Below are 23,227 nucleotides of genomic sequence, written 5' to 3' on the forward strand. Positions count from 1 at the left end.
TTTGTGATTAGTGGCGTAACGGCTTAGAGCATGTTCGGTTCGCCGACTTCAGCGGCGCTGGGATCCATGCCATATTTCTTCAGCAGCCCGGCGATGGTTCCGTCCTTGCGCAGTTCCTCGATGTTCTCGTTGATGGCTTTGGTGAGTTCGGGGCTGTCCAGCTTGGTGGGCCAGTTCAGCTGGCCGGGGTGAGCCGTGACGGGGATGCGGGGATCGGGCTGAAGCGGGATGATCTTGGCATCCTTGATGGGGTTGGATTCGAAGCGTGCCGTGGTGGCTCCGACGCTGTCGATGACGGCGTCGATGCGGCCGGCGGCGAGGTCGTTGAAGACGGCTTCCGGATCCTGGTAGACGGCGAACTTGTCGCCAAAGACCTGCGCAAATTCGTCGTTCCAGAGGTTGCCGGACACGGAACCGATCTTCTTGCCGTCGAGCTCTGCGACCGTCTTGTAGCCGGCGACCGAAACCAGGGCGCCCTGGTCGAGGTAGACGGGGTTGCTGAGGGCCACGAGCTTTGCCCTTGCCTTGGTGCGCCACCAGTCGCTTGCTGCCAGGTCGGCGCGCCCCGCCTGGACTGCGGGGATGGCGGCGCCGGCGCCTCCGGAGGCTTCGACGCTGACGGTGAGGCATTCCCGTTTGGCGATCTCGTTGAGGAGATCGCCTTCCACTCCGGTGATCTGGTTGCCCTCGAGCTTCAGGTGGGGGGCGAAGTCATAGGCCGCGACGGTCAGCGTGCCTTTGGTGATGGTGCTGAACTGGTGTTTTGGGGTACAGGAGGGGTCGACGGCGGCACCTGCGGTGGGACTGCAGCCCGAGAGGGCGAGGGCGAGCAGGCCGGCGGCCGCGCTGAGGGGAGCGGTTTTGCGGATCCAGGCGGGGGTTGTTTTCACTGTGGGTCTTCCTTGTCGGGAGGGCTGAAATGGTTGGGGATGTGCTTAGAGGTACCGGTTGAGGCGGCGTTCGCCGAGCCGGACGAACGCGAGGGCGAGCAACGTGATGGAGCCATAGAGGACTGAGGTGAGGCAGAAGATGCTGAGGTATTGGAAAGTGATGGATCCCAGCGCGTAGGCCTTGGACATGAGTTCGGGGACTGCGATGACGAAGGCGAGTGAACTGGTCTGGAAGATCGTCACTGCCAGGCTGGCCAGCGGCGGGGTGGAGATCCTGATGGCCTGGGGCAGGATGATGTACCGGAACCCGGTCCAGCCGCGCAGGCCTGACGTCAGTGCAGCTTCGCGCTGGCCCCTGGGCACTGAGGCGATCCCGGAACGGAACAGCTCACTGGAGTAGGCGCCGGTGGTCCAGGACAGGGAAATCACGGCTGTGGCGAAGGCCGGAAGGGTGACACCGCTTTCGGGCAGACCGAAGTACAGCAGGTACAGCAGCACCAGCGCAGGGGCGCCCCGGCCAATTTCCACCAGCACGAGAGCCACGATGCGCAGGGGAGCGGTGCTGCTTTCGATCGCCAGTGCCAGCAGCAGGCCAAAGGGCATGCCGAACAAAAGGCACAGGCCTGTCAGCGTGAGGCTGATGCCGAGCCCGGGGGTCAGCGCGGGGAGCCAATCGATCCATTGGTCAAAAATGCTCATCAGGCCACCTCGAGTTTCTGGCGCAGGCTGCGGTCAACCCGCCGGGCGGCGAGGGCCAGCGGCACACTCATGGCGATGTAGAGGGCTCCGGCAATGCAAAAGGCAAGGAGTCCCTGGTGGGTGGCGCGTGAAACGGCACTGGCCTGGTAGGTGATTTCGTGGACTCCGATGGTGGAAGCCAGGGCCGAATCCTTGAGCAGCGCGATCGCGTAGGCGGCGACTGCCGGGAGGGTCACCCGGAAGGCCTGCGGGGTGATGATGCTGCGTGTGGTGGCGAAGAAGCCCATACCCAGTGGCCGCTTCCCATTGGCCGCGGGAAATGCCGAGCAGGCCCGAGCGGTAGGTTTCTGCCATGTAGGCCGAAGCGATCACGGAGAAGCCCAGGACGGATGCGGACACGGAGTCCAGCCGGAGGGCGTACTGGGGGAGTCCGAAGTACATGAGGAACAGCCAGGTGATGGGCGGAATGGCCCGGACGACGTCGATGTACAGCGTTGCGGCGACCCGGAGGGGTGTCCATGTGGAGCGGCGGGCGGCGACCAGTGGCAGGGCGAGCACACCACCGATGCCCAGGGACACCAGGGTGATGCAGGCGGTCAGGCCGATACCGGAAGCGATCTGCGTGAGCATTGGGGTCACCGGTCCAATACGGCGCGAAGGAACTTCTTTGTCCGTTCGTGCGCGGGGGCCGTCATGACCTGCTGGCTCGGACCGACTTCGAGCACTTGCCCGTCGGCCATGACCATGACCCGGTCCGAGACGTCGCGGGCGAACTGCATTTCGTGGGTAACAACGATCATGGTCATGCCCTCATCGGCGAGGTCGCGCATGACGGCGAGGACTTCGAGGCCGAGTTCCGGGTCCAGGGCAGAAGTGGGTTCGTCAAACAGCATCACCTTCGGCGTCAGGGCCAGCGCGCGGGCAATGGCGATGCGCTGCTGCTGGCCTCCGGAGAGGCGGGAAGGGTGCTGGTCGCTCTTGGCTGCCAGGCCCACCCTGGCAAGCAGGGATTCGGAGACGGCGCGGGCTTCTTCACGGCTGCGGCCCAGGACCTTTACCTGGGGAAGGGTGATGTTCTCCATCACGGTCAGGTGGGGGAAGAGGTTGAACCCCTGGAAGACCATTCCTGTGACCCGTCGTAGCCTGTCCAGGCTCCTTCGGTCCGGACGTTTGGCATGGGCGTCCACCGTTGTTCCATCGATGGTGATGGTTCCCGCCGTCGGGACTTCCAGGTAGTTCAGGCACCGAAGGAAGGTGCTCTTTCCGGCTCCGGAGGGGCCGATGATTGAGACGACCTCTCCTTCGGTCATCTGCAGGTTTACGTCGGTAAGGACGGTGTGCTTGCCGTAGGACTTGTGGAGGCCCGCCACGTGCACCGCACCCAAAGTGGGTGGTGACGTGGGGGGCACTGTTGCAGTTTCCATGACATGAGCCTCCCGGCTATCCATAGGTTTTGTCTTGGGATAAGAAAGATGTAATCAGGATCACCTTTGGATTACAAGAGTCATCCGAAGAATTTTCGGATGTTAAACAAGCGGGAAACATGAGCCGGTAGGTCTATCCATAGGCTCTATCTATGCGATTTCAAGAAGCCGCCTATAGACTGGCAGCACTCGAGGAAAGGAGTCGCCGTGACCATCCTTCAGGTCAACTACTTCCTGGCGGCGACAGCTGCCGGATCGTTGACGCAGGCCGCCGAAGAGCTGGGTATTTCCCAGCCCACGCTGTCAGAGCAGATCCGAAAATTGGAACAGGGCCTCGGCGTCGCGCTCTTCACGCGTGCCAAGCAGGGGCTCACGCTGACGGAAGCCGGCCAGCGTTTCCTGCCCCATGCCCGAAAAGTGGCACGCGACTACGAAACGGCGATGCACTCGGTCTCCGGGATTCGCGACCGTGAAGAGGGCACCGTTGCATTCGGGATGTTCAATAGCGGTCAGTACGTCCTGTCCGGGCTTGTCCCGGCCTTCCGCGCCCAGCATCCGAACATCCATGTGCGGGTAGTCGGGTGGAACTCAGCCCAGGTGGCCGATCAGGTCAGATCCGGGCGCCTTGAAGCCGGGGTGGTGGCACTGCCGATCGATGCCCGCGGCCTTACCATCGGTGACGTCCTCTGGTCCTGCGAAGCGGCCTATTTCCATACCAAACCCGCACTGACCGAACCGGTCACCATCGAGGGGCTGCTGCAGCGGCCGCTGGTCCTCCCCGATTCCGGGTGGGCGCAAAACGACCCCACCCGGCGCCAACTCAGCGAGCGGGCCCAGACCCTGGGGATGCCCTTCACGCCGGATATCGAAGTGGAAACTGGCTCCGCCGCACTGTCAGTGGCTGCGGCAGGGACAGCCGGAGCAGTGGTTTCCGTTCCGGTTGCCGAAGCCCTCGGCTACACCAAGAAACTCAACTGGGTCAGCCTCGACCCGCCCCTGATCGAAACCTTTGCGATCATCAGCCGGGACCCGGCCAGTCTTTCCCCGGCAACCCAGGCCATGATCAAGCTGGCCGAGGAACACATGCGCATGCTGCACCGGGAGTACCAGCCGTCCTAGCTCTCACGCCAAGGATGCTGGACCCCCAAAACTGGGGCTCGTTCAGGAAACGCCAAGCTTTTTACAAGTTGTTCACCAGAACATGTTCCGAGGGGGAGTGCACGCAAGTTGCCAGGACCACGGCGGCAGGCGCTTCGATTATTCGAAGCCGACTTGGAGGGTTGCTCTGGTCTGGCATAGGCAGACAACTCCAAAAAGTGGTGAGGCTAGTGAGCATCCCTATACAGGCCGACGTTCAACTCCCGGGAGCAACGTTACTGGACCCTGCATTCCCTCCCACGGGCGGGAGTGGTAGAGGTCGCAGGACATCCTGGCCCGGCCTAAGGCAGGGGGGTGATCGCTCAGCTGGTCTTCGCCTGCGCGCGTCACGGAATCCGGGGCTCCCTGCGTTGCTGGCAGCGCTGTTGCTTGCGCTGGGTGTCCTGGTGGTGCCGGTGACGGCGACGGCGGCTCCGGGTGATGTTGGTGTTGACGCTGCATCACACGTGGGGACAGGGACGCCGACGGGAACGAAGCGGCAGACAAATGCGCTGTGGTTCAACGACGGGATCTGGTGGGGGAACCTGTGGGACACCGGTAGCTCGGATTTTCACATCTTCCGGTTCAATGCGGCGACGAATTCGTGGGCTAATACGGGTGTGGCGACGGAGACACGGGCGAACACCCATCATGACGTGCTGTGGGACGGGACAACGTTGTATGTGGCGAGCTATCGGTTCGTCAACGACGGCTTGCCGGCAGAGCCGAACTTCCCGACGACGATGCGGCGTTACAGCTACAACTCGAATACGAAGACCTACTCGCTGCTAAGTTCCAGAAACATCCACAATCACAAAGTTGAGACCATGTCCATCGACAAGGACTCCAGTGGCCGGGTGTGGGCCACCTGGCAGCAGGACAACCGGATCTATCTGAACGTCACTGGCACTGACGGCACGACATGGGGTACCCCGTTCCCGCATCCTTCGTCGTTGGGCAGCGTGTCTGTAGACGACAATTCGGCTCTGATCGCGTTCGGGCCCGGCAAGATCGGTCTGATGTGGAGCCGGCAGGTCGGTGATGCCACCGACGGCATGTACTGGAGCTCCCGCGTCGATGGAGCGGCGAACACCGCCTGGACCACTCCTGTGGCGGTGGTGAAAGGGCCGCGCACCGGTGATGACCATATGAACCTGAAGTGGCTGGACTCCTCGAATTCCCGGGTTTTCGCCGCAACTAAGACGTCATTCACGTCGGCGTCTGAGCCGCTGATCCAGCTGTTGGCATTCGACGGTACGACGTGGTCGTCGCACACGATCGCGACTGTGTCGGAGTGCCCGAACCGGGTGATCGTCCTGATTGATGAGAGCACGCAAAGGCTGCGTACCTTCGCTACCTATCCGAAGCCGAGCGGCACGACGAACGCTGGTGTCTGCACAAGCTCCGGAGGCGCGATCTACGAGAAGTCCACGCCGCTGAACAGCATCAACTTCACCACCGCGAAGACCGCCCGCATCGTGGATGCCGACCAGTACGTGCACAACGTGACGTCGACGAAGCAGAACCTCAACAGTGCGGCGCGGGGCACGGCCAACAGCGGTCTGCTGCTGCTCGCCGATGTGAACGCCACGAGCCGGTACTGGCACTCCTACGACCCCAGCAGCGGTCCCGGTGGTGATACGACGGCTCCGACGGTGACGGGCACGTCTCCGGCCGCTGGTGCACCTGGTGTGTCGGTGACGGCGGATGTGACCGGGACGTTCTCGGAGGCGATGAATGCGTCGACGGTCACGTCGAGCACGTTCACGTTGACTGACGGAGCGGCGACGGTGCCGGCCGCTGTGACGTACAACAGCACGGACAGGACTGCGACGGTGAACCCCGGCGCGGATCTGGCAGCTGGCAGGACGTACACGGCTACGATCAGGGGCGGCTCCACTGGGGTAAAGGATGTTGCCGGCAACGCATTGGCGTCGAACAGGACGTGGACCTTCACCACGGCTGCCGCAGGCGGAGGCACCTCGCAGACCGTCACGCTCACGGCCACCGCCGACAGTTATGTGTCGAACGGGGCGGCGGCAACGAACTTTGGTGCGAGCACACTGCTTGGCGTGGACAACAGCCCGGTGGAGGTCACCTACCTGAAGTTCGACCTGTCGGCGTACGCGGGCAGGACACTGGAGAGTGCGACGTTGCAGCTGCGTAGCGCCGGGAGCGGATCGACGGGTACGCAGAGGGTCAAAGTGGTCGCTAGCGACACCTGGACCGAAGGCGGGATCACCTTCAGCAACCGACCGGCGCTCGGCACCACCACGATTGGCACGCTCGGTCCGACAACGACCAACACCAACTACAGCGTGCCGCTGACAGTCACCGGCCTGACCGGTGAGCTCGGACAACAGCTTTCCCTTGGTATGGACTCCAGCAGCAGCGACGGCCTGGACCTCAGCTCAAGGGAGGTCGGCAGCACTGCCGCACCCAAGCTCGTGCTCACCCTGAACTAGTAGGCGGACGGTGTCGGCTCGGCCGGCACCGTCCACACCGGCAACACCATCAGCCCGACACCACCCAGACAGGGGACGACCATGCGCACCAGGCAGACCAATGCACTGCACTTCGACATCCATGGCCGCGTCACGATCCGCGTTGACGCAAAGGCGCCGGCAGCGACCCAGCTGCAGACTATGTTGGCGTGCTTCGCCAGCGACACTGAACGGCCGGCCGATATCGTCGTCGATGACCGGCCGGAGCCGATGCCGGATGCGGGCCTGCTCGAGCACGAGCTCGCGTACACGGGCAACAGCGTGCGTTTCCAAGCCGATCGGGTCCAGGTAGTGAGGGACGCAGAGCAGTGGCGCATTCATGGGCCTGGCGAGCTGTTGACCACCGTGGTCCCTGTTCTCGATTCCGCCATGGTGGGTCGCGGAGCCGCCATGATCCACGCGGCAACGATGGCGTACCGGGGTCACGCGATCGCGCTTCCCGCCGCCGGGGGGACCGGCAAGACGAGCACCGTCGCCAAGCTGATGCGGCGCGAGGGGTGGTCGTTCATGGGCGACGACTGGGCCTTCCTCGCCGAGGACGCCACGCTGCTCGGCTACGCGAAGCCGATGTTCATCAAGCCGCACCACCGGGCCATCTACCCGCACCTGTTCGAAGGTGTCCGGAAGCCCCTCGTCCCGTCCCGGCTCTCGCAGAGCGTCGGTCGTCTTACCACGGTGGTGCACCCGTACGTCATCCGTTATCCGCGCCTCGCGGACATCGCCCGGCGATGGTCGCCGGAGCACCGCATGGTCAGGCCAGGGACCGCGTTCCCGGGCCGGGAAGTGACGACTTCGGCCCCGCTCGCGGCCGCCGTCTACATCGAGCGCTTCGAGGGCGCCCGGTCCCGGATCGTCGAGCGGACGAGCGAGTGGATGGTCGACCGCATGCTCGGCAACTTCCACATCGAGATGGCGGGCTTCTCGCAGCAGGTCGTGACCGGCCTGGCTGCCACGTCCGTCGTCCCGTGGCGCGAGCACTTCGACGCGAAGGGGGTCGTGCTGAACAAGGCGCTCGACGGACGGCCCTGCCACCTGCTGCAGGTGCCTTCTGCATACTCGGCGGACGAGGCGTCGGACGACATTGTCCAACATCTCGAGCAGCTGTTGCCGTCCTTCCTCGACGAGCAGGCGTGAGGAGGACACAGTGGATCACAGCACTGCCGATGTCACCGCCGTCGTTCCGGCACGCAACGCGGAGCGCATGCTCCCGCGCTGTCTGGAGGCCCTGCGTCAGTCGGGTGTCGCCGAGATCATCCTGGTGGACGGGTGCTCCACCGACCGCACCGTCGACCTCGCCCTCGCGGCCGGTGCCCGGGTCGTAAGTGACGAGGGCCGCGGCCTGCCATGGGCCCGAACGCTCGGTGTGCGGAACAGCAGTACCCGCTGGGTCCTGCTCGTCGACACCGACGTCGTGTTCGGGCCCACGGGGGTCGCCGATTTGCTCACGGAGCTGGTCGAAGGCGGCTATGACGCCCTGCAGGCCGGGCTGGAAAGTGTCGGTGGACCGGGATACTGGGGGCAGGCGCTGGCTCATCACCATCGGACCGGCCGCAGCCGCAACTGGTTCGGGCTCGTGGCGACTGTCGTCGACCGGGACCTGATGCTGGGCGTGGGTTTCGACGACTCGTTCAAATCGGGGGAGGACATCGAGTTGCGTTGGCGGATGCGGGAGTCCGGGCTGCGAACAGGAGTGTCACGCCGTGTCGTCGTCGAACATCGTTTCGCCGCAGACGGCTTCGACTTCGCGCTGGACCAGTTCCTCATGGACGGAACGGGACTGGGGCGGATGGTCCGCAAGCACGGCTGGCGCGGTGCGAGGTTGGCGCTGCTGCCCGCCGCTGCGGCGGTCCGGGGCAGCGCCTTGAGCCTCGCGGCGGGCCAGCCCCGGTGGCTGCGCTACTACGTCGCCTTCTGCTGGTACAACTACGTGGGCCTGACAAGGGGCCTCGCGTCGTGATGGCCAGGGGCGTGAGGGTTAGGCGGGGGACCGCTGTCACGGACGCCTCGATCGTCCGGCACTCCGCCCTGCGCAGCTCGCTCGGCCTGGTTGTGGCCAAGGCTGCCCAGACGGGCGCTGGTTTCGCCTTCTGGATCGTGGCCGCGCGCGCGACGTCCGACCGTGAAGTCGGGCTCACCACGGCGGCGGTCTCGGCGGTAATGATCTGCACGCAGCTCGCGGTGCTGGGCGCGGGGTCTGCCGTGATCGTCTCGGTGGGGCGGGGGGAGCCGCCCGCGCGGGTGCTGGACGCGGCGTTCGCCATCGTGGGGGTAGCAGGAACAGGGCTGGCCCTCGGCTACCTCGTGCTGCAGTCTGCCGTGGCGCCGGACACGGCCTCGGCATCGGTTCTCTTCTGGCTCACGTTCCTGGTGGCTGCCGTGGCCGGCACCCTGGTCATTGTGCTGGACCAGGCCCTCGTGGCGCTGGGACGCGGTTCCAGCGCAACCTTGAGGTACGCGCTGGGCGGCGGGGTCTCTCTCGCAGCGGCAGCGCTCGTGGCCTGGCAGGCGCACGGCGCCTCCGCCGACATTCTGATGGCCTGCTGGACCCTCGGGACCGCCGTGGCATGCGTCGTCGGCGCGGTCCAGCTGCGAAGACTGGTCGGCTACCGGCCGCGACCATCATTGCGCTCGATGCGTGGCCGTCCACTGCTGGCGCTGGGCATTCCGCACCAACTCCTCACCCTCACCGAGCGCGCCCCCGGGTTGGTGCTGCCGCTCCTGCTCGCGCACATGGTAGCGCCGGAGGCCGCTGCCTACTGGTATCCCGCATGGATGATGGCTTGGGCCGCCTACACAGCTCCGGTGCTGATGGGCATCGTCCAGTTCTCCGAGGGTGTCCGCGACGCGGACCGCCTGGTGTCGACCACCTGGGCGAGTCTCCGTTGGTCCCTCGCCGTAGGAGGCCTGGCTGCCGCCGTACTCGTCATCTTCGCTCACCCGCTGCTCAGTCTGCTGGGGGAGCGGTACGCCGACTCGTCCGCCGGCGCGCTGCGTTGGTTGGCGGCCGGACTGGTGCCGTACGCGGTGCTGCAGGCCTACAACGCCGTCTGCCGTGCCCGGGGCCGCTACACGGAGGCGATCGTGTTCGGCGTGACGCTCGGTACCGCCCTCTGCGCCTCAGCTCTGTCCGCCACCGACAGGGGCGCAAGCGCCATGGCCCTTGCGTGGTTGGTGGTGCTCTCCATCGGGGCCGCGATAGTCGGGCTCCGGCTGGTCGCCGTCCTCCGGCGCCTCACGTAGGACACGCGATGACCAGCACGCTTGATGGAACCGGCCGCAGCGAGGGGCGCTGGAATGCCCGTTCCGTGTGGCCGGTCGCGATGTGGCTCGCCGTCGTACTTGTGCTCGTGCTCTTCGGGGCCGGAGCCTTCGCGACGGACGTACCGCGGGATCAGCTCGCGTTCCGTGATCTGGGCATCGACGCGCTCTCGCGCACCCAGGGGATCGGCCCCGACATCGAGGGGCACTTTAGCTGGCCAGGTTTCCTCGCCCTCCGAGGTCCGATGAGCCGCACCAGTCACCGGATAGCCCACATTCCAGAGGCTCCCTGGCTCGTGGATGGTGTAGCTGCGACTCTTCCTTCCACGCGTTCCGGGACTGCTGGCGTGGAACGCGCAGGGCAGTGGTGGCTCGTCAGCGACCTCCACCTGGGCATGTCGGACGACGACCCCAGGTGCCCCGGCAGCGTGCTGCCCCAGTTCCTGTGCCGCGAGGTGCTCGCCGCCTCCGGTCCGCAGCAGCACGTCGCCTTCGTCGGTGACACGTTTGAGCTGGTCGGGTTCGCCGAGGACGAAAGCCTGGCCCGGCTCGAGTCCATCCTGACCCGCCACCCTGACACGTTCTGGGCGCTCCAGGCGTGTGCGGCGCGTGGCGTGCAGCTGCACTTCGTGTGCGGCAACCACGACGCGGAGCTGGCCCGGCCGTCGGTTGCCGCCCGCCTGTCGGCGCTGTTGTCACCCGTCGAGCCGGCGCGGGTCCGGGTGTATCCGTGGTTCCTCCACGTGCCCCACGTGCTCGTGGCCGAGCACGGGCACCAGCACCACGCGCTGCATCGGATACCCGAGGTGCTCCGGGTGGCCGTCAACGGCACCGACGGGTTGGACCTGCCACCGCTCGCCGCCTGGAACGCCGATCCGTCCAGGTCGCGCCTGAGCCGTGTCGGGGACCTTGCCCGGGCCTGTCTGGCGTCCGAACGGGCGGAACGCCGCGTCCGGAAGCTCGCGTACTTCCAGCTGTTGCAGGCCGAGTCACTGCGGCTCGCGCTCGACGAGGTGGCCGTTCGCGACCTGGCGCACCTCTCCCGGTTCCGGACGGTGTCGGCGCTCCCGGTCGCCGCAACCCGCATGCTGCTCGCGGCAGCCGGGCGGAGAATCGCCCGCGAGGAGCCTCCTGCTGCAGCGGGCCGGGTCGCGCGCACCCTGGAGGCGCACGATTCCGGGGTGGCCTGGTACGTCTCGGGCCACACCCATCGTGCCCTCGAGGCGGCACTTGAGGCGTGCCCCACCCGGTACGCCAACACCGGCACATGGTCTTCGGATGTCCGCGGTCGCGGACCTGACCAGTCGGACCGTCGGGCGTTCCCGTATGTCATGGTCGACGTCGCCCGCGACGGGGCCACCAGCGGCGGGCTGCGGTATTGGCGTCCGGACGGCGGCTGAGTCGCGCAGGTGTCGGTGCGGGGGCCGGCACGGGTGCCCGCACCCATGCAACTCGCGCGGAGTTTTTGTCCATTTGTCGCGACTTCCGAGGGCCATAGGGCCCCATATCTGGACAAAAACTCGGGGGTTCCAGGAGCTAAGAGAAGCACGACGTCGGCCGGTCACCTTGCGGGGTGGCCGGCCGGCGTCGTTGTGGTCAGCCCGGTGCGAATAAAGCTATTGCATTAATCATACAATGATGTATCTTTGATGTGTGACTTGAGCCACACGCGGCTCCCGGGGTGCACCGCCCCACAGCTTCACCAACCGGCAAACCCGCCTGAGAATAAGACCAAAACCACTCTTTCATCCCCAACCCGCAGGAGTGACGACGATGTCATCCATGAAGAATCCAACAGCCCAACAGGGCCTGGCCTCATCAGCCAGCAAGCGACGCTTCCTCATCAGGATGGTCACGGTCCTGATCGGGGGGATGTTTCTGGACGGGTACGTCCTTGGCATCATCGGCCCGGTAAGCGGGGCGATGGCCAAGGACCTGCAGCTCACGGCGCTGTGGCAGGGCCTCATCGCCGCAGCCGCCCTGATCGGTATCCTGGTCGGTTCACCCGTGGGCGGCTGGATCTCCGATAAGTGGGGCCGAAAGCCAATCTTCATGTTCGATATCGCACTGTTCGCGGTGGCGTCAGGCATGCAGTTCTTCATCGACTCGCCGGCATGGCTGCTCGTGGTGCGGCTGCTGATGGGCATTGCGATCGGTACCGAGTACGCCGTCGGCTGGCCGCTGATGGCCGAGTTCTCGCCTACGCATTTGCGCGGCCGGCTGATGGGTGCCATGGGCATCGCCTGGTATGCCGGGTTCATGATCGCGTTCCTGATCGGCCATCTGCTCACTGAATTCACCGACCTCAGCTGGCACTTCATCCTGGGAACGAGCACGTTCATTGCAGTGGCCCTGTTCCTGGCCCGGCTCGGCATGCCGGAGTCACCACGCTGGCTCTGGAGTGTGGGCCGCAAGGACGAAGCCCGTGCCCTCGCCTACAAGTACATGCCGGAGGACGCTCTCGACGACGTCCAGCATGAGGACGTCCGCAAGGGCAGCTTCGGGATGCTGTTCTCCAGGGAGTACTGGCGCTCCACGCTGTTCATCTCGGGCTTCTGGTTCTGCGCTGTGACACCGTACTTTGCGATCGCCACTTTCGCCGACAGTGTCCTGGACCAGTATGGCCTCGCCGGCGGCCTGGCCGGCGGCGTCGGGCTCTCCGCCGTCGCCCTGGCCGGAGTAGTCATCACGTTCCTGCTGATCGACAAGGCCGGGCGCCGGGTATTGACCGTTCCCACGCAGTGGCTGTGCGCCGTCGTCCTCGCGGTCATCGGCCTGTGGGCCGGAGCGCCGGCACCCGCCGTGCTCGTTCTCTTCCTGGTCTTCTCCTTCTTCAATGCCGGGTACAACACGTTGACGAATGTCTACCCGGGGGAGGTGCTCCCCACCGAGATCCGCGGAATCGGGACCGGCTTCGCTGCCGCTGTCAGCCGGGTCGGGGCGGGCATCGGCACGTTCCTCATGCCGATGTCGATGGAGAACCTCGGACCCGGCCCCACCATGCTGATCGCCGCCTTTGTCGCCCTGGCCGGCGCTGCGCTTTCCCAGTGGCTCGCCCCGGAGACCAAAGGCAAGTCGCTCACCGAAGCAGCCGCCGGGTACGCACACTAGCGGCGGCGTCCGTCCCCTATGTGAATCAAGAACGACGCCGGCCGGTCACCTTGTGAGGTGGCCGGCCGGCGTTGTTGTGGTGAGGCCGGCCGGACATGCCGCGGTGGCGGTCATATCTCCTGGTCTTCCGTAGCAGTTCCGCGCATCCGCAAAAAAGCTATTGCATTAATCATACAATGATGTATCTTTAATGTGTGACTAGGGGCACATCCCGCTCCAAGGACGCACTTGTCACCACAAATCTTCCCCACCGGCCGCTGCCTTATTGGCCGGCAGCCCCGGCACCTGGATCCCTGAGTCAGAAAGTTCAAAAATCATGAAAGATGTAGTCATTGTCGGCGCTGGACTCGCCGGCCTGTCAGCAGCATGGCGGCTGCGGCACTGGGACACTGTTGTTCTGGAGTCGGAGAACCGCGTCGGCGGCCGGATCCGCTCGGAGCGCCGCGGTGCCTACTGGCTGAACTGGGGCGGACACGTCTTCGCCGGCGCAGGATCCTCCACCGATGCACTGCTCAACGAGGTCGGCGTGACCGCCGTCAGCATCCCGGGTTCACTCCAGGCCCTGTCGATGAACGGGAAGTTCATCCGCAAGGGGCACATCGCCACGTACCCCTTCCGCATTCCAATGTCCCTGACATCGCGCATCGACACGCTGCGGGCCGGCATGAAGGTTGTCAGCGGCGTCGCCAAGTACACCGGCGTAGTTCGGAAGCGTTCAGGGGAGTCCGGTGCGATGCGCCAGCAGCGCATCTACGACTTCGAGAACAACGCCTCGTTCCAGGACTTCATTGGAAACCTGTCAGAGGACGCAGCCGCACTCTTCAAGACCACTGTCACCCGCTCGGCCGGTGACATGAACGAGATCTCCGCCGGCGCCGGCATCGGATACTTCAGCCTGGTGCTGGGTATCGGCCAGGGACTGAGCCAGGGCATCGTGGGTGGCCCGTCCACCCTGACCGAATCAGTCGCGGCCTCGCTGGGTGACCGTATCCAGCTCGGTGCCGCCGTGCAGGAGGTCGTGCACAAGAAGGAATCCGTCGTCGTCCGGTACACCCAGGGCGGTGTCGAGCATGAGGTGGAGGCCCGCACCGTCGTCCTCGCGACCACCGCTGACGTGTCGCACCGGATCGGCGTGGACCTCCCGGAGGAGCTGCGCGGTGCGCTCAGCCAGATCAAGTACGGCCCGCACGTCAGCACGGCGTTCCTGACCAACGAGACCTCGGCACGGCCCTGGGACGACATCTACGCCATCGCGGCGCCGAAGCGCTCGTTCGCGATCGCGCTGAACCAGGCGAGCATCGTTCGCGGTACCGAGTCCGTGCGGAAGCCGGGCGGCAGCTTCATGACGTTCTCGCCGGCCAGCCTCGGTAAGGCCCTGCTGGAGAAGAGCGACGAGGAAGTCATCAAGACCCACCTCACCGACCTCGACCAGGTCCTCGGCCACGGTTTCGCCGACAGCGTCGTTGAAGCCAAGACCGACCGCTGGAAGGTTGCTTCCCCGTACTGCTTCCCCGGCCGGGCCAAGATCCAGTCCACGCTCATGCGCGGGACCGACCGCGTGTTCCTGGCCGGTGACTACCTCGGAACCCTCTACACCGAAAGCTCCATCACTACCGGGTTCTCGGCAGCGCAGGAGGCCGCCAGCCTGCTGGCCACGCACCGCCAGGCCCCGCCGCATTCCGGCCTCTCGATCGTCGCGTAACAGCGACCGTCCCCTGCATCAACCACCGTTTTCCACCCACGTACCTAAACCCCGTACTTAAGAAGAGGAATCATTCAATGTCCAACGACCTCCGCGGTGTCCTGACCGCACTGTCCACCCCCTTCGGCCAGGATGGCGCCATCGACGTCGATACCCTGCGGCTCATCGTCGACCGCTCCATCGACGCCGGCGTCGACGGCGTCGTCGCGGCCGGTTCAACCGGCGAGGTCGGTGCCCTGTCCTCCGAGGAGCGGCTGCTGCTCATCAACACCGTCATCGACCAGGCCAACGGGCGCGTCCCGGTCATCGCCCAGACCGGCGCCACCTCCACCGCCGAAGCCATCCGTCTGTCGCAGGCAGCCGAGAAGGCCGGCGCGGACGTGCTCATGCTGATCACCCCGTACTACGAGCCGCTGTCCCTGGCGGAAACGGTCACGTACATCAAGGACGTCGCCCGGTCCGTCACCATTCCGGTCATGCTCTACAACATCCCGGCTGTCACCGGCGTCAACCTCGACCCGGCAACAGTCCGTGCGCTGGCCGAAGAGGTGGAGAACATCAAGTACATCAAGGACTCCAGCGCCAACTGGGAACAGGCACTGCAGCTGATCCACCACCACTCGGACGTCATTGGCACCTTCATTGGCTGGGATGTCTACCTGTACAGCGCCTTGGCCGAAGGCGCAGCGGGCGTCATGGCCGGCACGGCCAACGTCGTCCCCAACGAAATCGTGGCCGTCAGCCGGCTCATCGCCGAAGGCGACCTCACGGGCGCCCGTGAACTGTGGAACGGCCTCTACCCGGTCATCGACGCCCTGCTCTCCGTGCCCTTCATCCCGGCCGTCAAGGCCGGTCTTGCCCTGCAGGGTCTTCCCGCCGGTTCCCCCCGGCAGCCCACTGCCGACCTCAACGCCGGGGACCTCGCAAGGGTTGAACAGGCGCTCTCTGCCCTCAAGCAGACGGTGGGATAAGCGATGGGTGACTTCGCGGAGCTCCTGTCCGCTGTTTCCGACGCGATCTGGGCACCCATGGCCTACGTCGTGCTTGGGCTCGGCATCGCCTACTCGGTGGCCACCAAGGGCGTGCAGTTCCGGAGGATCCCCGACATGCTGCGGCAGCTGAGGGACAGTGAAGGCGGCGAAGGTGGCCTGTCCTCCTTCCAGGCCCTCGTGCTGGCCCTGGCCAGCCGGGTCGGCGTCGGCAGCATCGCCGGTGTGGCAACCGCCGTCGGCGCCGGCGGCCCGGGGGCCCTCGTCTGGATGGCCGTCACCGGACTGGTCGGATGCACGGTCGGCTACGCGGAGGCAGCCCTGTCCCAGACGTTCAAGCGCCAGGTCAAGGACGAGGACCGCCGCAATGCCAACGAGGACATCGGCGGCATGCCGTACTACATCAGGTACGGCCTGAAACTCCCCAAGGTGGGGGCACTCGTCGCGGTGCTTGGCGTCATCGGCTACGGGTTCGTCTTCCCGGGCCTCCAGGTCAACACCATTGCCGCCAGCGCCAAACTGGCTTTCGGCCTGGACAGCTGGGTCCCCGCTGTGCTCGTCACAGTGCTGATCGCCCTGGTCATCTTTGGCGGCACCACCCGCCTGGTGAAGGTCACCCAGGCACTGGTCCCGGTGCTCGCCATCGGCTACCTGGTCCTGGCACTGGCTGTCATCGGCATCAATATCGGCAGTGTTCCGGCCGCAGTGGCCCTGATCTTCCAGTCGGCTTTGGGTATCCACCCAGTACTTGGCGGCATCGCCGGTGCTGCTGTGGCGTGGGGCGTACGCCGGGCGGTGTTCGCCTCGTCGAACGGTTTGGGGGAAGCAACGTTCGCGGCCGCTGCGGCCCGCACCTCCCACCCGGGCAAGCAGGGGCTGGTCCAGACGTTCAGTATCTACATCGATGTGCTGCTGATCTGCATGGCCACCGGCCTCATGATGGTCGTGTCCGGCAAGTACAACGTCTCGGACGGTTCCGGCGGCTACATCGTCAACAACATGCCTGGCGTGCCGGTCGGCGCCAACTGGGTCCAGGAAGCCATCGACACGCTGCTTCCAGGCTGGGGAGCCGGCTTCGTTTCAGTCGCCGTGCTGCTCTTCGGCTTCACCTGCCTGCTGGCCTACTTCTACGTCGCCAACTCCAACCTGCTCTACCTGCTCGACGGGAAGAACGGGCACGGGTGGAAGACCACGCTCAAGGTCGGAACCATGGCCATCGTGTTCTTTGGATCCGTGGTGAACGCCCAACTGGTCTGGGCCGCGGGCGACATCGGGCTCGGCCTGATCGCCTGGGTCAACCTCATCTGCCTGGCCTTCCTGTTCCCGCTCGTCCGCAAGATCTACCGCGACTACGAACGCCAGCGGAAACTGGGCCTGGATCCCACCTTCGATCCCAGGGCCTTGGGCATAGAAGGAGCCGAGTTCTGGGAACACAAGACCGAAAAGTCGCCCGTCGCCGTCGTCAAATAGGCACGTCAGGCAGGCACATCCCGTAAGCCAAAAGGACTGAAGGAAAAACCATGACCACCACAGAAACAGCATTGTTCACCGTCCGCAGGGCGGGAGACGTCCCCACGCCGTCCCTGCCGCCTTTCGGCCAGTTCATCGGCGGGGCGTTCGTCGCCCCGGTTTCGGATGCCACCGCCGACGTGGTGAATCCGGCCACCGAGGAAACCATCATGCAGGTTCCCTCCGGCTCCGTTGAGGACGTCGACGCCGCCGTCGCCGCTGCAGTGGCGGCCAAGGCCGGCTGGGCCGCGAAGACTCCCAAGGACCGGTCCGCGGTCCTGCTGCGCATCGCGGCCATCATTGAGGACAACCGCGAACTACTCGAAACCCTCGAAGCTGCCAACACCGGCAAGCCCGCTGCCGTGGCCGAGGACGACATCTCGAGCGCGGTTGATACCTTCCGGTTCTCGGCTGGCGCTGCCCGGGCGTTCACCACGCTCGGCGCGGACGACTATGCAGAGAACCACACCTCGGTGATCTTCCGGGAACCCGTGGGCGTCGTCGGCGTCATCACTCCGTGGAACTACCCGCTGTTGATGGCTGCCTGGAAGATCGCCCCGATCCTGGCCGCCGGCAACACCCTGGTCCTCAAGCCCTCGGAGCAGACACCTTTGACCACGCTCAAGCTGGCCGAACTCATCGCCGCCGAGGTTCCCGCCGGTGTCCTTAACATCGTCACCGGCTCCGGCCGGGTGGTGGGCAACCGGATTTCGGAGCACCCGGACATTGACCTGGTCGCCATCACCGGAAGCGTCGGCAGCGGCCAGAAGGTCGCCGAAAGCGCAGCCGCCTCTGTCAAGCGTGTCCACCTGGAACTGGGCGGCAAGGCGCCCGTCGTCGTGTTCGAGGACGCCGACCTGGAAGCTGCCGCCAAGGGAGTGCGCGAGGCCGGGTTCTGGAACGGCGGGCAGGAATGCGGTTCCGCCTGCCGCGTCCTGGTCCATGAGTCCGTCGCCGAGAAGTTCACTGAACTGCTGGTGCGTGAGGTGAGCGAGATTTCGGTCGGCGCCCCGGGTGCGGGCGACGACGTCGAGATCGGTTCCATGATCTCCAAGGCCCACTACGAGAGGGTCCTGGCGGCACTGGAGGACATCCGCAAGGACGGCCTGACGATCGCCGTCGGCGGCAACGCCCTGGACGGTCCGGGCTACTTCATCGAACCCACAGTCGTGACCAACGTGCCGGCCGGCGCCCCGATCACCAGCACGGAGATTTTCGGCCCGGTGGTGTCGGTGGAGACCTTCAGCACCGATGAGGAGGCCATCACGCGGTCCAACGAAACCGTGTACGGACTGGCCGCCTCCGTGTGGACCACGAACTCCGCGCGCTCGCTGTCCGTTCCGCGCCGGCTCGACTTCGGCACCGTCTGGGTCAACTCCCACCTGGTCATCGCCAACGAAATGCCCTGGGGCGGCTTCAAGGGCTCCGGCTACGGCCGTGACCTCTCCATTTACGCCCTGGAGGACTTCTCCCGCACCAAGCACGTCATGTATAACCGCGGCTGAGACCAGTCTCGGGCACAACCGGAAGGGAAGATGCAGGTTGAATAGCAGTCGCACGGCGAAGTGGTTGTCGCTCGCCCAGGGGGACGTCATAACGTTCAGCCGCCAGGGACGGACCCTGTGGGGCGGTGTCATCGATGACCGCACTGAAGACGGCCACATCATTTGGGTGACTGACGAGGTTGGCACCCGCCGGCTGGTCCATTCCCAGGACGAATACGACTTCGCCGTCACCGGCAACGTCTATTTCAGACCGGATCGCCGGGCGGGTGAAGCCTTGGCCAGTGAAGCACTGGCCAGTGAAGCACTGGCCTGCTGAGCCTTAGGGTCGCAATCCCCTCCGTTCCGGCACTTCGCCGGGACGGAGGGGTTTCCTTCGTGTACCCCGCCAGTACTCCGCCAGGCAGCCGGCATTTGCCTGGCGTTCGGCAGCGACGCAGTCAGTCGGCGTCAATCTCCTCCAGCAGATCCTTCGCGGCCTTGCGGATGTCGTCGTGGTCGTGCTGCGCGGCCCTGCTCTCCAGCGAAATGATGGCGCAGCGGTGGACTTTCTTGAAATCCCCGAAAGGAAAACTCACGCTCCCCTTCGTGCCCTCGGATTTCTCGCTGTCAATGCCGAGATGCCACTTCGAGAACTCCTCGAAGCCGTGCTTGTCGATGAAGGAGTTCTCGTCATCCGCTGAGGGTGCGTGTTCGCTCCAGTCATCACGGACGTCCCGCTCCACCTTCCCCTTCTTGACGAGGCTGCGTGCGTGCTCCAAAGCCTTGCGGTTCAGTTTCGTAGCCATGAGATACCTCCGCCTGCCGGGTTGTCAGATCCACGAACAGCTCAAGGCTAAGACCGACGACGGCGGCCCGCCAGTCCGGCGGTTGGGCCCGGTTCCCGTTGGGCCCGGACAGTCCGGCCCAGCCGGGCCCGGCAGACCCCCTGCCCAGGCGGGCCCAGCCGGGCCGTCCGGGCACGTGGGTTAACTGTCCGGAGACGCGGCGGAAACGTGTCCACAACACAGTCCGCATACCTTGGCGCCATGACCATCACAGAGTTACTCAGCCGGGCGCGTGCGGCGCTCGCGGACGCCCTGCTCCTGCCGCCGGTTCCTGCCACTGCCGAGCAGGCCAATGACGCCCTCCAGGAGGTCACCCGGTGGGCGTGGCTGCCTCCCCTCAGCGGCGTCGCCGTCGCGGGAGACCACGCGCTCACGGCGCACGTAAATGCCGCCGGCAACGCCGCCGAACAGGCGGAAAAGACCAATTAGCCCCGGCATTTCATGAGCCGGTGATCCCGGGTGCGTGTTTAAACAGGGGAAGGGCGCTCTGAGCTGGGAAAATAGTGGTTGTCGAGACCGTTATTCGCCGAGCGAAGGAGCACCCTTCCGGTGCCTAATCTTAGCCGTACTTTCCCGTCCCTGCCGGTCTCTTTCACCGGCCAGTCGCTCGTCTCCCACGCCGGCACGAAGGTCCTGACGGAATTCCTTGACGCCCTGGACTTCGGCCGGCTCTGCGACGACAGGCTCGGCCAGTTCGTGCCCGCCGGCGCCCGGCACCGTCCCGGCCGGCTGATCGGTCCGCTGGCCCTGATGCTGACCGCCGGTGGCGAGCATGCCAGCGACCTGGACATATTCCGCGCCGCACCGGACATGTTCGGCCAGCTCCCCTCGAACGCGACGGTGTCGCGGTTCTTTGAACGCACCGTGGCCAACCCGGAACTGTTCGCCTACGGCTTCGAAACCCTCACCCGGGAACTGCGGTCCAGAGCCTGGGAGGCTGCCGGCAACCGGAATCCGGCCGTGCGGGCCACGGCCGCGGACCCCCTGATCATTGACCTGGACGCCACGCTCGTGACTTCACACTCGGATAAGGAAAGGGTCGCGGGCACGTACAAGGGCGGGTACGGGTTCGCCCCGTTCGTCGCCAGCGCTGATTACGGCACGGCCAACGGCACCGGGGAAATCCTCGCTGTCCTGCTGCGCCCAGGCAACGCCGGCGCCAACAGCGCCGATGACCACATCCGGGTCTTCGAAACCGCGACCGCCCAGCTGCCTGCGGCCTTCAACGACGCCGTGGGCAGGCTTGACGGGAAAAGGATCCTGGTCCGCACGGACAGCGCCGGGGCCTCGCGGAAGTTCCTCTGGTACCTGCACGCCGCAGGCGCCCAGTTCTCCGTTTCCTACCCCGTCCCGGCCGCCAAAGCCCACATGATTGACTGGATCAACGACAAAACCAACTGGCAACCGGCCCTGGACCAGCACGGCAACGAACGCACCGACGCGTGGGTCATCAACGCCACCGACATCATCCCCCTGACGGACTACCCGCCAGGGACCAACATCTACCTGCGCGCCGAACCCCTGCACCCAGGAGCGCAGCCGACGCTGCTGGACCTGGACGGGCACCGGATCACCGCGTTCCTGACCAACTCACCGCGCTGGCACGGCCCGTTCCTCGACGCACGGCACCGGGCCCGCGGCCGGTGTGAGAACCGGATCAAGACCCTGAAAAACACCGGGCTGGGCAAACTCCCGTTCTTCGACTTTGCCGCGAACCAGGCCTGGGCCAACATCGCCGCACTGGCCGGCAACCTCGTCTCCTGGCTGCAGCTCACAGCACTCCCGGACGGCCACCACGCCAGGAATTGGGACATCAAAGCCTGGCGCTACCGGCTCTTCGCGGCCGCCGGGAAAATCATCTCCCGCGCCCGGCGCAAGCACCTGCTGCTTCCTGAAAAGGCAGCCGAGAGGGCACTCATCGCCAGGATCCTGGACGCAATTGAACAGTTACGAGACCCACGGCCCGTCCCCATCTGAGAACCAGCCACCACGCCCTGATCCGACGAACAGAAGCACGCAACATCACACCGGCCGTGGAACCGGCACCCGCCCCGGGCGACCCGACGGGCCATCCCGCACGCCCCCAAGCGATCCGCCCGAACAAGCCGGTCAGAATCGAGTCCCGGGCGTCGGGTCAAACAACCGACGAAAAATCGGGGTTAGTGTCGCGTTGGCCACACTATTCTTGACGTTGCAGCTTTATGACCTAAACTGCTTCACTGAGGTGCCTGAATGGCGCTGTGCAGCAACGAAAGTGAACAACGCTATGGCTACCGATTACGACGCCCCACGCAAAACAGAAGAAGAGTCTCCCTCCGAATCGCTGGAGGCACTCCAGGCGTCCCGCGGCGGCGGTGCCCAGACCGCCGTTATCGACGTCGACGAGAACGACACCGCCGAGGGCATCGACCTTCCGGGCGCCGATCTTTCCAACGAGGAACTGACGGTCATCGTCGTTCCCGAGCAGTCCGACGAGTTCACCTGCGGCTCCTGCTTCCTGGTCCGTCACCGGTCCCAGGTAGCCAAGGAAAAGAACGGCATGAAGTACTGCCACGACTGCGAAGGCTAAGAGACAGCCCACCACGCAAGTCCTGCTTTGCAGCCAGGCAGCCTTCATAGCCAGGCAGCCGCCAGAGCGAAGCCACGCGAGGCGCCGGCTCCCCATCGGGAGGCCGGCGCCTCGCTTTGTTGCGCCAGCATTTCCGCCGGCGTTCGGCCGCGCCCGCACCCAGCCTCAAGGGCCTGCACCAACGCCGTTATCTGCGGTAACGGAAGCGTGGAGAAAGGGCCACGAACGCCTCTCGATACGCTTAAAAGCGCCCCCGGAATTACGGCCCCGTGACCCGCATTTTGCGAGATTAACGGTTGCGCCCCGAACCGGCCACATCCCTCGTTTAGGGCTTTTGGCGCTCCTACTCTGGAGCTATCCAATCACTCACTCGAAAGGGGTGGCCAAATGAAAAAAATACCCGCCTGGCTCACAGTCATCCTTCTGGCTGTTGGACTGGGCCTGCTGGCTCCGGGCTCCGCCTCGGCAGCCTCCTACTGCGGGCAGGTGTGGGGCTCGCTGGCGAAGGCTGACAAAAACCTGAGCACCGCAGCCATCACCAATGTCCGCACTGGGCAGCACTACTGCTTCGACCGCCTCGTGTTCGACCTCAAGGGCAAAGCCAAGGGCTATAACGTCCGCTACGTTTCCGAGGTGGCCCAGGAGGGCTCCGGCCTGCCGCTCAAACTCCGTGGCGGGGCATTCCTGCAGCTCACCATCAACTCCCCGGCCTATGACAACGCCACCGGCAAGGCCACCTTTACCCCGGCCAACCGGTCCGAGGTAACCAACGTATCCGGTTACCACACGTTCCGGCAGGTGGCGTGGGCCGGCAGCTTCGAGGGCTACACCACCCTTGGGCTGGGCGTCCGTGCCAGGTTGCCGTTCAAGGTGTACACGCTGGACGGTCCCGGCGCCGGCTCCAGGCTCGTCGTCGACGTCGCCCACTACTGGTGAGATGCCCACTACAGGGGAGCACAGCACCAGCGGGCCAGCGCAACCAGGGACCAGCGCAGCCAGGAAACAAGGGGTCCCGGCACTTTCAGTTTCCTGACAGCTAGTTAAGAGCAGCGATGCCCCGCCTCCCGGGCCAGTTCAGGCCGGGAGGCGGGGCATCGCTGCTTCCG

The 23,227-nt window shown here is 65.4% G+C and carries 20 protein-coding genes and 1 pseudogene; 16 read left to right on the top strand and 5 right to left on the bottom strand.

The genetic code is table 11. The annotated features are described in order from the left end of the window. Positions 1-23 precede the first annotated feature (23 nt). The 4 genes and pseudogenes from ACFRAU_RS13425 to ACFRAU_RS13440 all read right to left on the bottom strand — a co-directional run bounded on the left by ACFRAU_RS13425 (position 24) and on the right by ACFRAU_RS13440 (position 3,013). Positions 24-890: a substrate-binding periplasmic protein gene (locus tag ACFRAU_RS13425; protein ID WP_378000260.1), complete on the bottom strand. Its 867-nt coding sequence runs from the start codon at positions 888-890 to the stop codon at positions 24-26. A gap of 45 nt (positions 891-935) precedes the next feature. Next, positions 936-1,589 carry an amino acid ABC transporter permease gene (locus ACFRAU_RS13430; RefSeq protein WP_377996301.1) on the bottom strand — a complete coding sequence of 218 codons (654 nt, stop codon included), beginning with the start codon at positions 1,587-1,589 and terminating at the stop codon, positions 936-938. Beyond that, a pseudogene (locus ACFRAU_RS13435) lies at positions 1,589-2,219 on the bottom strand (amino acid ABC transporter permease). The gene ACFRAU_RS13430 and the pseudogene ACFRAU_RS13435 overlap by 1 nt, the downstream one beginning before the upstream one ends. A gap of 5 nt (positions 2,220-2,224) precedes the next feature. After that, positions 2,225-3,013, bottom strand: coding sequence for an amino acid ABC transporter ATP-binding protein (locus tag ACFRAU_RS13440; RefSeq protein WP_378000261.1), 789 nt, complete (start codon positions 3,011-3,013; stop codon positions 2,225-2,227). Between the two features lie 207 nt (positions 3,014-3,220). Here ACFRAU_RS13440 and ACFRAU_RS13445 point away from each other — a divergent pair, with 207 nt between their 5' ends. The 12 genes from ACFRAU_RS13445 to ACFRAU_RS13500 all read left to right on the top strand — a co-directional run bounded on the left by ACFRAU_RS13445 (position 3,221) and on the right by ACFRAU_RS13500 (position 19,044). Next, positions 3,221-4,132, top strand: coding sequence for a LysR substrate-binding domain-containing protein (locus ACFRAU_RS13445; RefSeq protein ID WP_377996298.1), 912 nt, complete (start codon positions 3,221-3,223; stop codon positions 4,130-4,132). 389 nt (positions 4,133-4,521) lie between these two features. Further along, complete coding sequence (locus tag ACFRAU_RS13450; protein WP_378000262.1) at positions 4,522-6,615, top strand: Ig-like domain-containing protein; 2,094 nt, start codon at positions 4,522-4,524, stop codon at positions 6,613-6,615. 81 nt (positions 6,616-6,696) lie between these two features. Continuing rightward, the gene (locus tag ACFRAU_RS13455) at positions 6,697-7,788 is read left to right on the top strand and encodes a hypothetical protein (protein WP_377996295.1); all 1,092 of its coding nucleotides are present in this window, start codon (positions 6,697-6,699) and stop codon (positions 7,786-7,788) included. Positions 7,789-7,798: 10 nt separating this feature from the next. Beyond that, a complete protein-coding gene (locus ACFRAU_RS13460; RefSeq protein WP_378000263.1) occupies positions 7,799-8,611 on the top strand; it encodes a glycosyltransferase in 813 nt (270 codons plus the stop codon). An 11-nt stretch (positions 8,612-8,622) separates the two neighbouring features. Next, positions 8,623-9,894: a lipopolysaccharide biosynthesis protein gene (locus tag ACFRAU_RS13465; RefSeq protein ID WP_378000264.1), complete on the top strand. Its 1,272-nt coding sequence runs from the start codon at positions 8,623-8,625 to the stop codon at positions 9,892-9,894. 8 nt (positions 9,895-9,902) lie between these two features. Then, positions 9,903-11,312: a hypothetical protein gene (locus ACFRAU_RS13470; protein WP_378000265.1), complete on the top strand. Its 1,410-nt coding sequence runs from the start codon at positions 9,903-9,905 to the stop codon at positions 11,310-11,312. Positions 11,313-11,694: 382 nt separating this feature from the next. Continuing rightward, positions 11,695-13,023: an MFS transporter gene (locus ACFRAU_RS13475; RefSeq protein WP_378000266.1), complete on the top strand. Its 1,329-nt coding sequence runs from the start codon at positions 11,695-11,697 to the stop codon at positions 13,021-13,023. A gap of 316 nt (positions 13,024-13,339) precedes the next feature. Continuing rightward, a complete protein-coding gene (locus ACFRAU_RS13480; protein ID WP_377996289.1) occupies positions 13,340-14,725 on the top strand; it encodes a protoporphyrinogen/coproporphyrinogen oxidase in 1,386 nt (461 codons plus the stop codon). Positions 14,726-14,802: 77 nt separating this feature from the next. Beyond that, positions 14,803-15,696 (top strand): 4-hydroxy-tetrahydrodipicolinate synthase, encoded by an 894-nt coding sequence (gene dapA, locus ACFRAU_RS13485; protein ID WP_378000267.1) that lies wholly within the window; start codon positions 14,803-14,805, stop codon positions 15,694-15,696. Between the two features lie 3 nt (positions 15,697-15,699). Further along, entirely contained in the window at positions 15,700-17,184 is a 1,485-nt protein-coding gene (locus ACFRAU_RS13490) for an alanine/glycine:cation symporter family protein (RefSeq protein WP_378000268.1), read from the top strand. Between the two features lie 50 nt (positions 17,185-17,234). Beyond that, the gene (locus ACFRAU_RS13495; protein WP_378000269.1) at positions 17,235-18,728 is read left to right on the top strand and encodes an aldehyde dehydrogenase family protein; all 1,494 of its coding nucleotides are present in this window, start codon (positions 17,235-17,237) and stop codon (positions 18,726-18,728) included. Positions 18,729-18,765: 37 nt separating this feature from the next. Next, on the top strand, positions 18,766-19,044 hold the full coding sequence (locus ACFRAU_RS13500) for a hypothetical protein (RefSeq protein ID WP_378000270.1): 279 nt from the start codon (positions 18,766-18,768) through the stop codon (positions 19,042-19,044). 121 nt (positions 19,045-19,165) lie between these two features. Here ACFRAU_RS13500 and ACFRAU_RS13505 read toward each other — a convergent pair whose 3' ends face one another. Next, positions 19,166-19,513, bottom strand: coding sequence for a hypothetical protein (locus tag ACFRAU_RS13505; protein ID WP_377996283.1), 348 nt, complete (start codon positions 19,511-19,513; stop codon positions 19,166-19,168). Between the two features lie 207 nt (positions 19,514-19,720). Here ACFRAU_RS13505 and ACFRAU_RS13510 point away from each other — a divergent pair, with 207 nt between their 5' ends. The 4 genes from ACFRAU_RS13510 (at position 19,721) to ACFRAU_RS13525 (ending at position 23,057) form a co-directional block, all read left to right on the top strand. After that, positions 19,721-19,981 carry a hypothetical protein gene (locus ACFRAU_RS13510; protein ID WP_378000271.1) on the top strand — a complete coding sequence of 87 codons (261 nt, stop codon included), beginning with the start codon at positions 19,721-19,723 and terminating at the stop codon, positions 19,979-19,981. A 120-nt stretch (positions 19,982-20,101) separates the two neighbouring features. Next, complete coding sequence (locus tag ACFRAU_RS13515) at positions 20,102-21,529, top strand: IS1380 family transposase (protein WP_378000272.1); 1,428 nt, start codon at positions 20,102-20,104, stop codon at positions 21,527-21,529. 289 nt (positions 21,530-21,818) lie between these two features. Further along, a complete protein-coding gene (locus tag ACFRAU_RS13520; protein WP_076798765.1) occupies positions 21,819-22,121 on the top strand; it encodes a DUF4193 domain-containing protein in 303 nt (100 codons plus the stop codon). Positions 22,122-22,508: 387 nt separating this feature from the next. After that, positions 22,509-23,057, top strand: coding sequence for a hypothetical protein (locus ACFRAU_RS13525; protein ID WP_378000273.1), 549 nt, complete (start codon positions 22,509-22,511; stop codon positions 23,055-23,057). Positions 23,058-23,227: the final 170 nt, after the last annotated feature.

The organism is Arthrobacter sp. NPDC056691, from assembly GCF_042791415.1.
GTDB lineage: Bacteria > Actinomycetota > Actinomycetes > Actinomycetales > Micrococcaceae > Arthrobacter.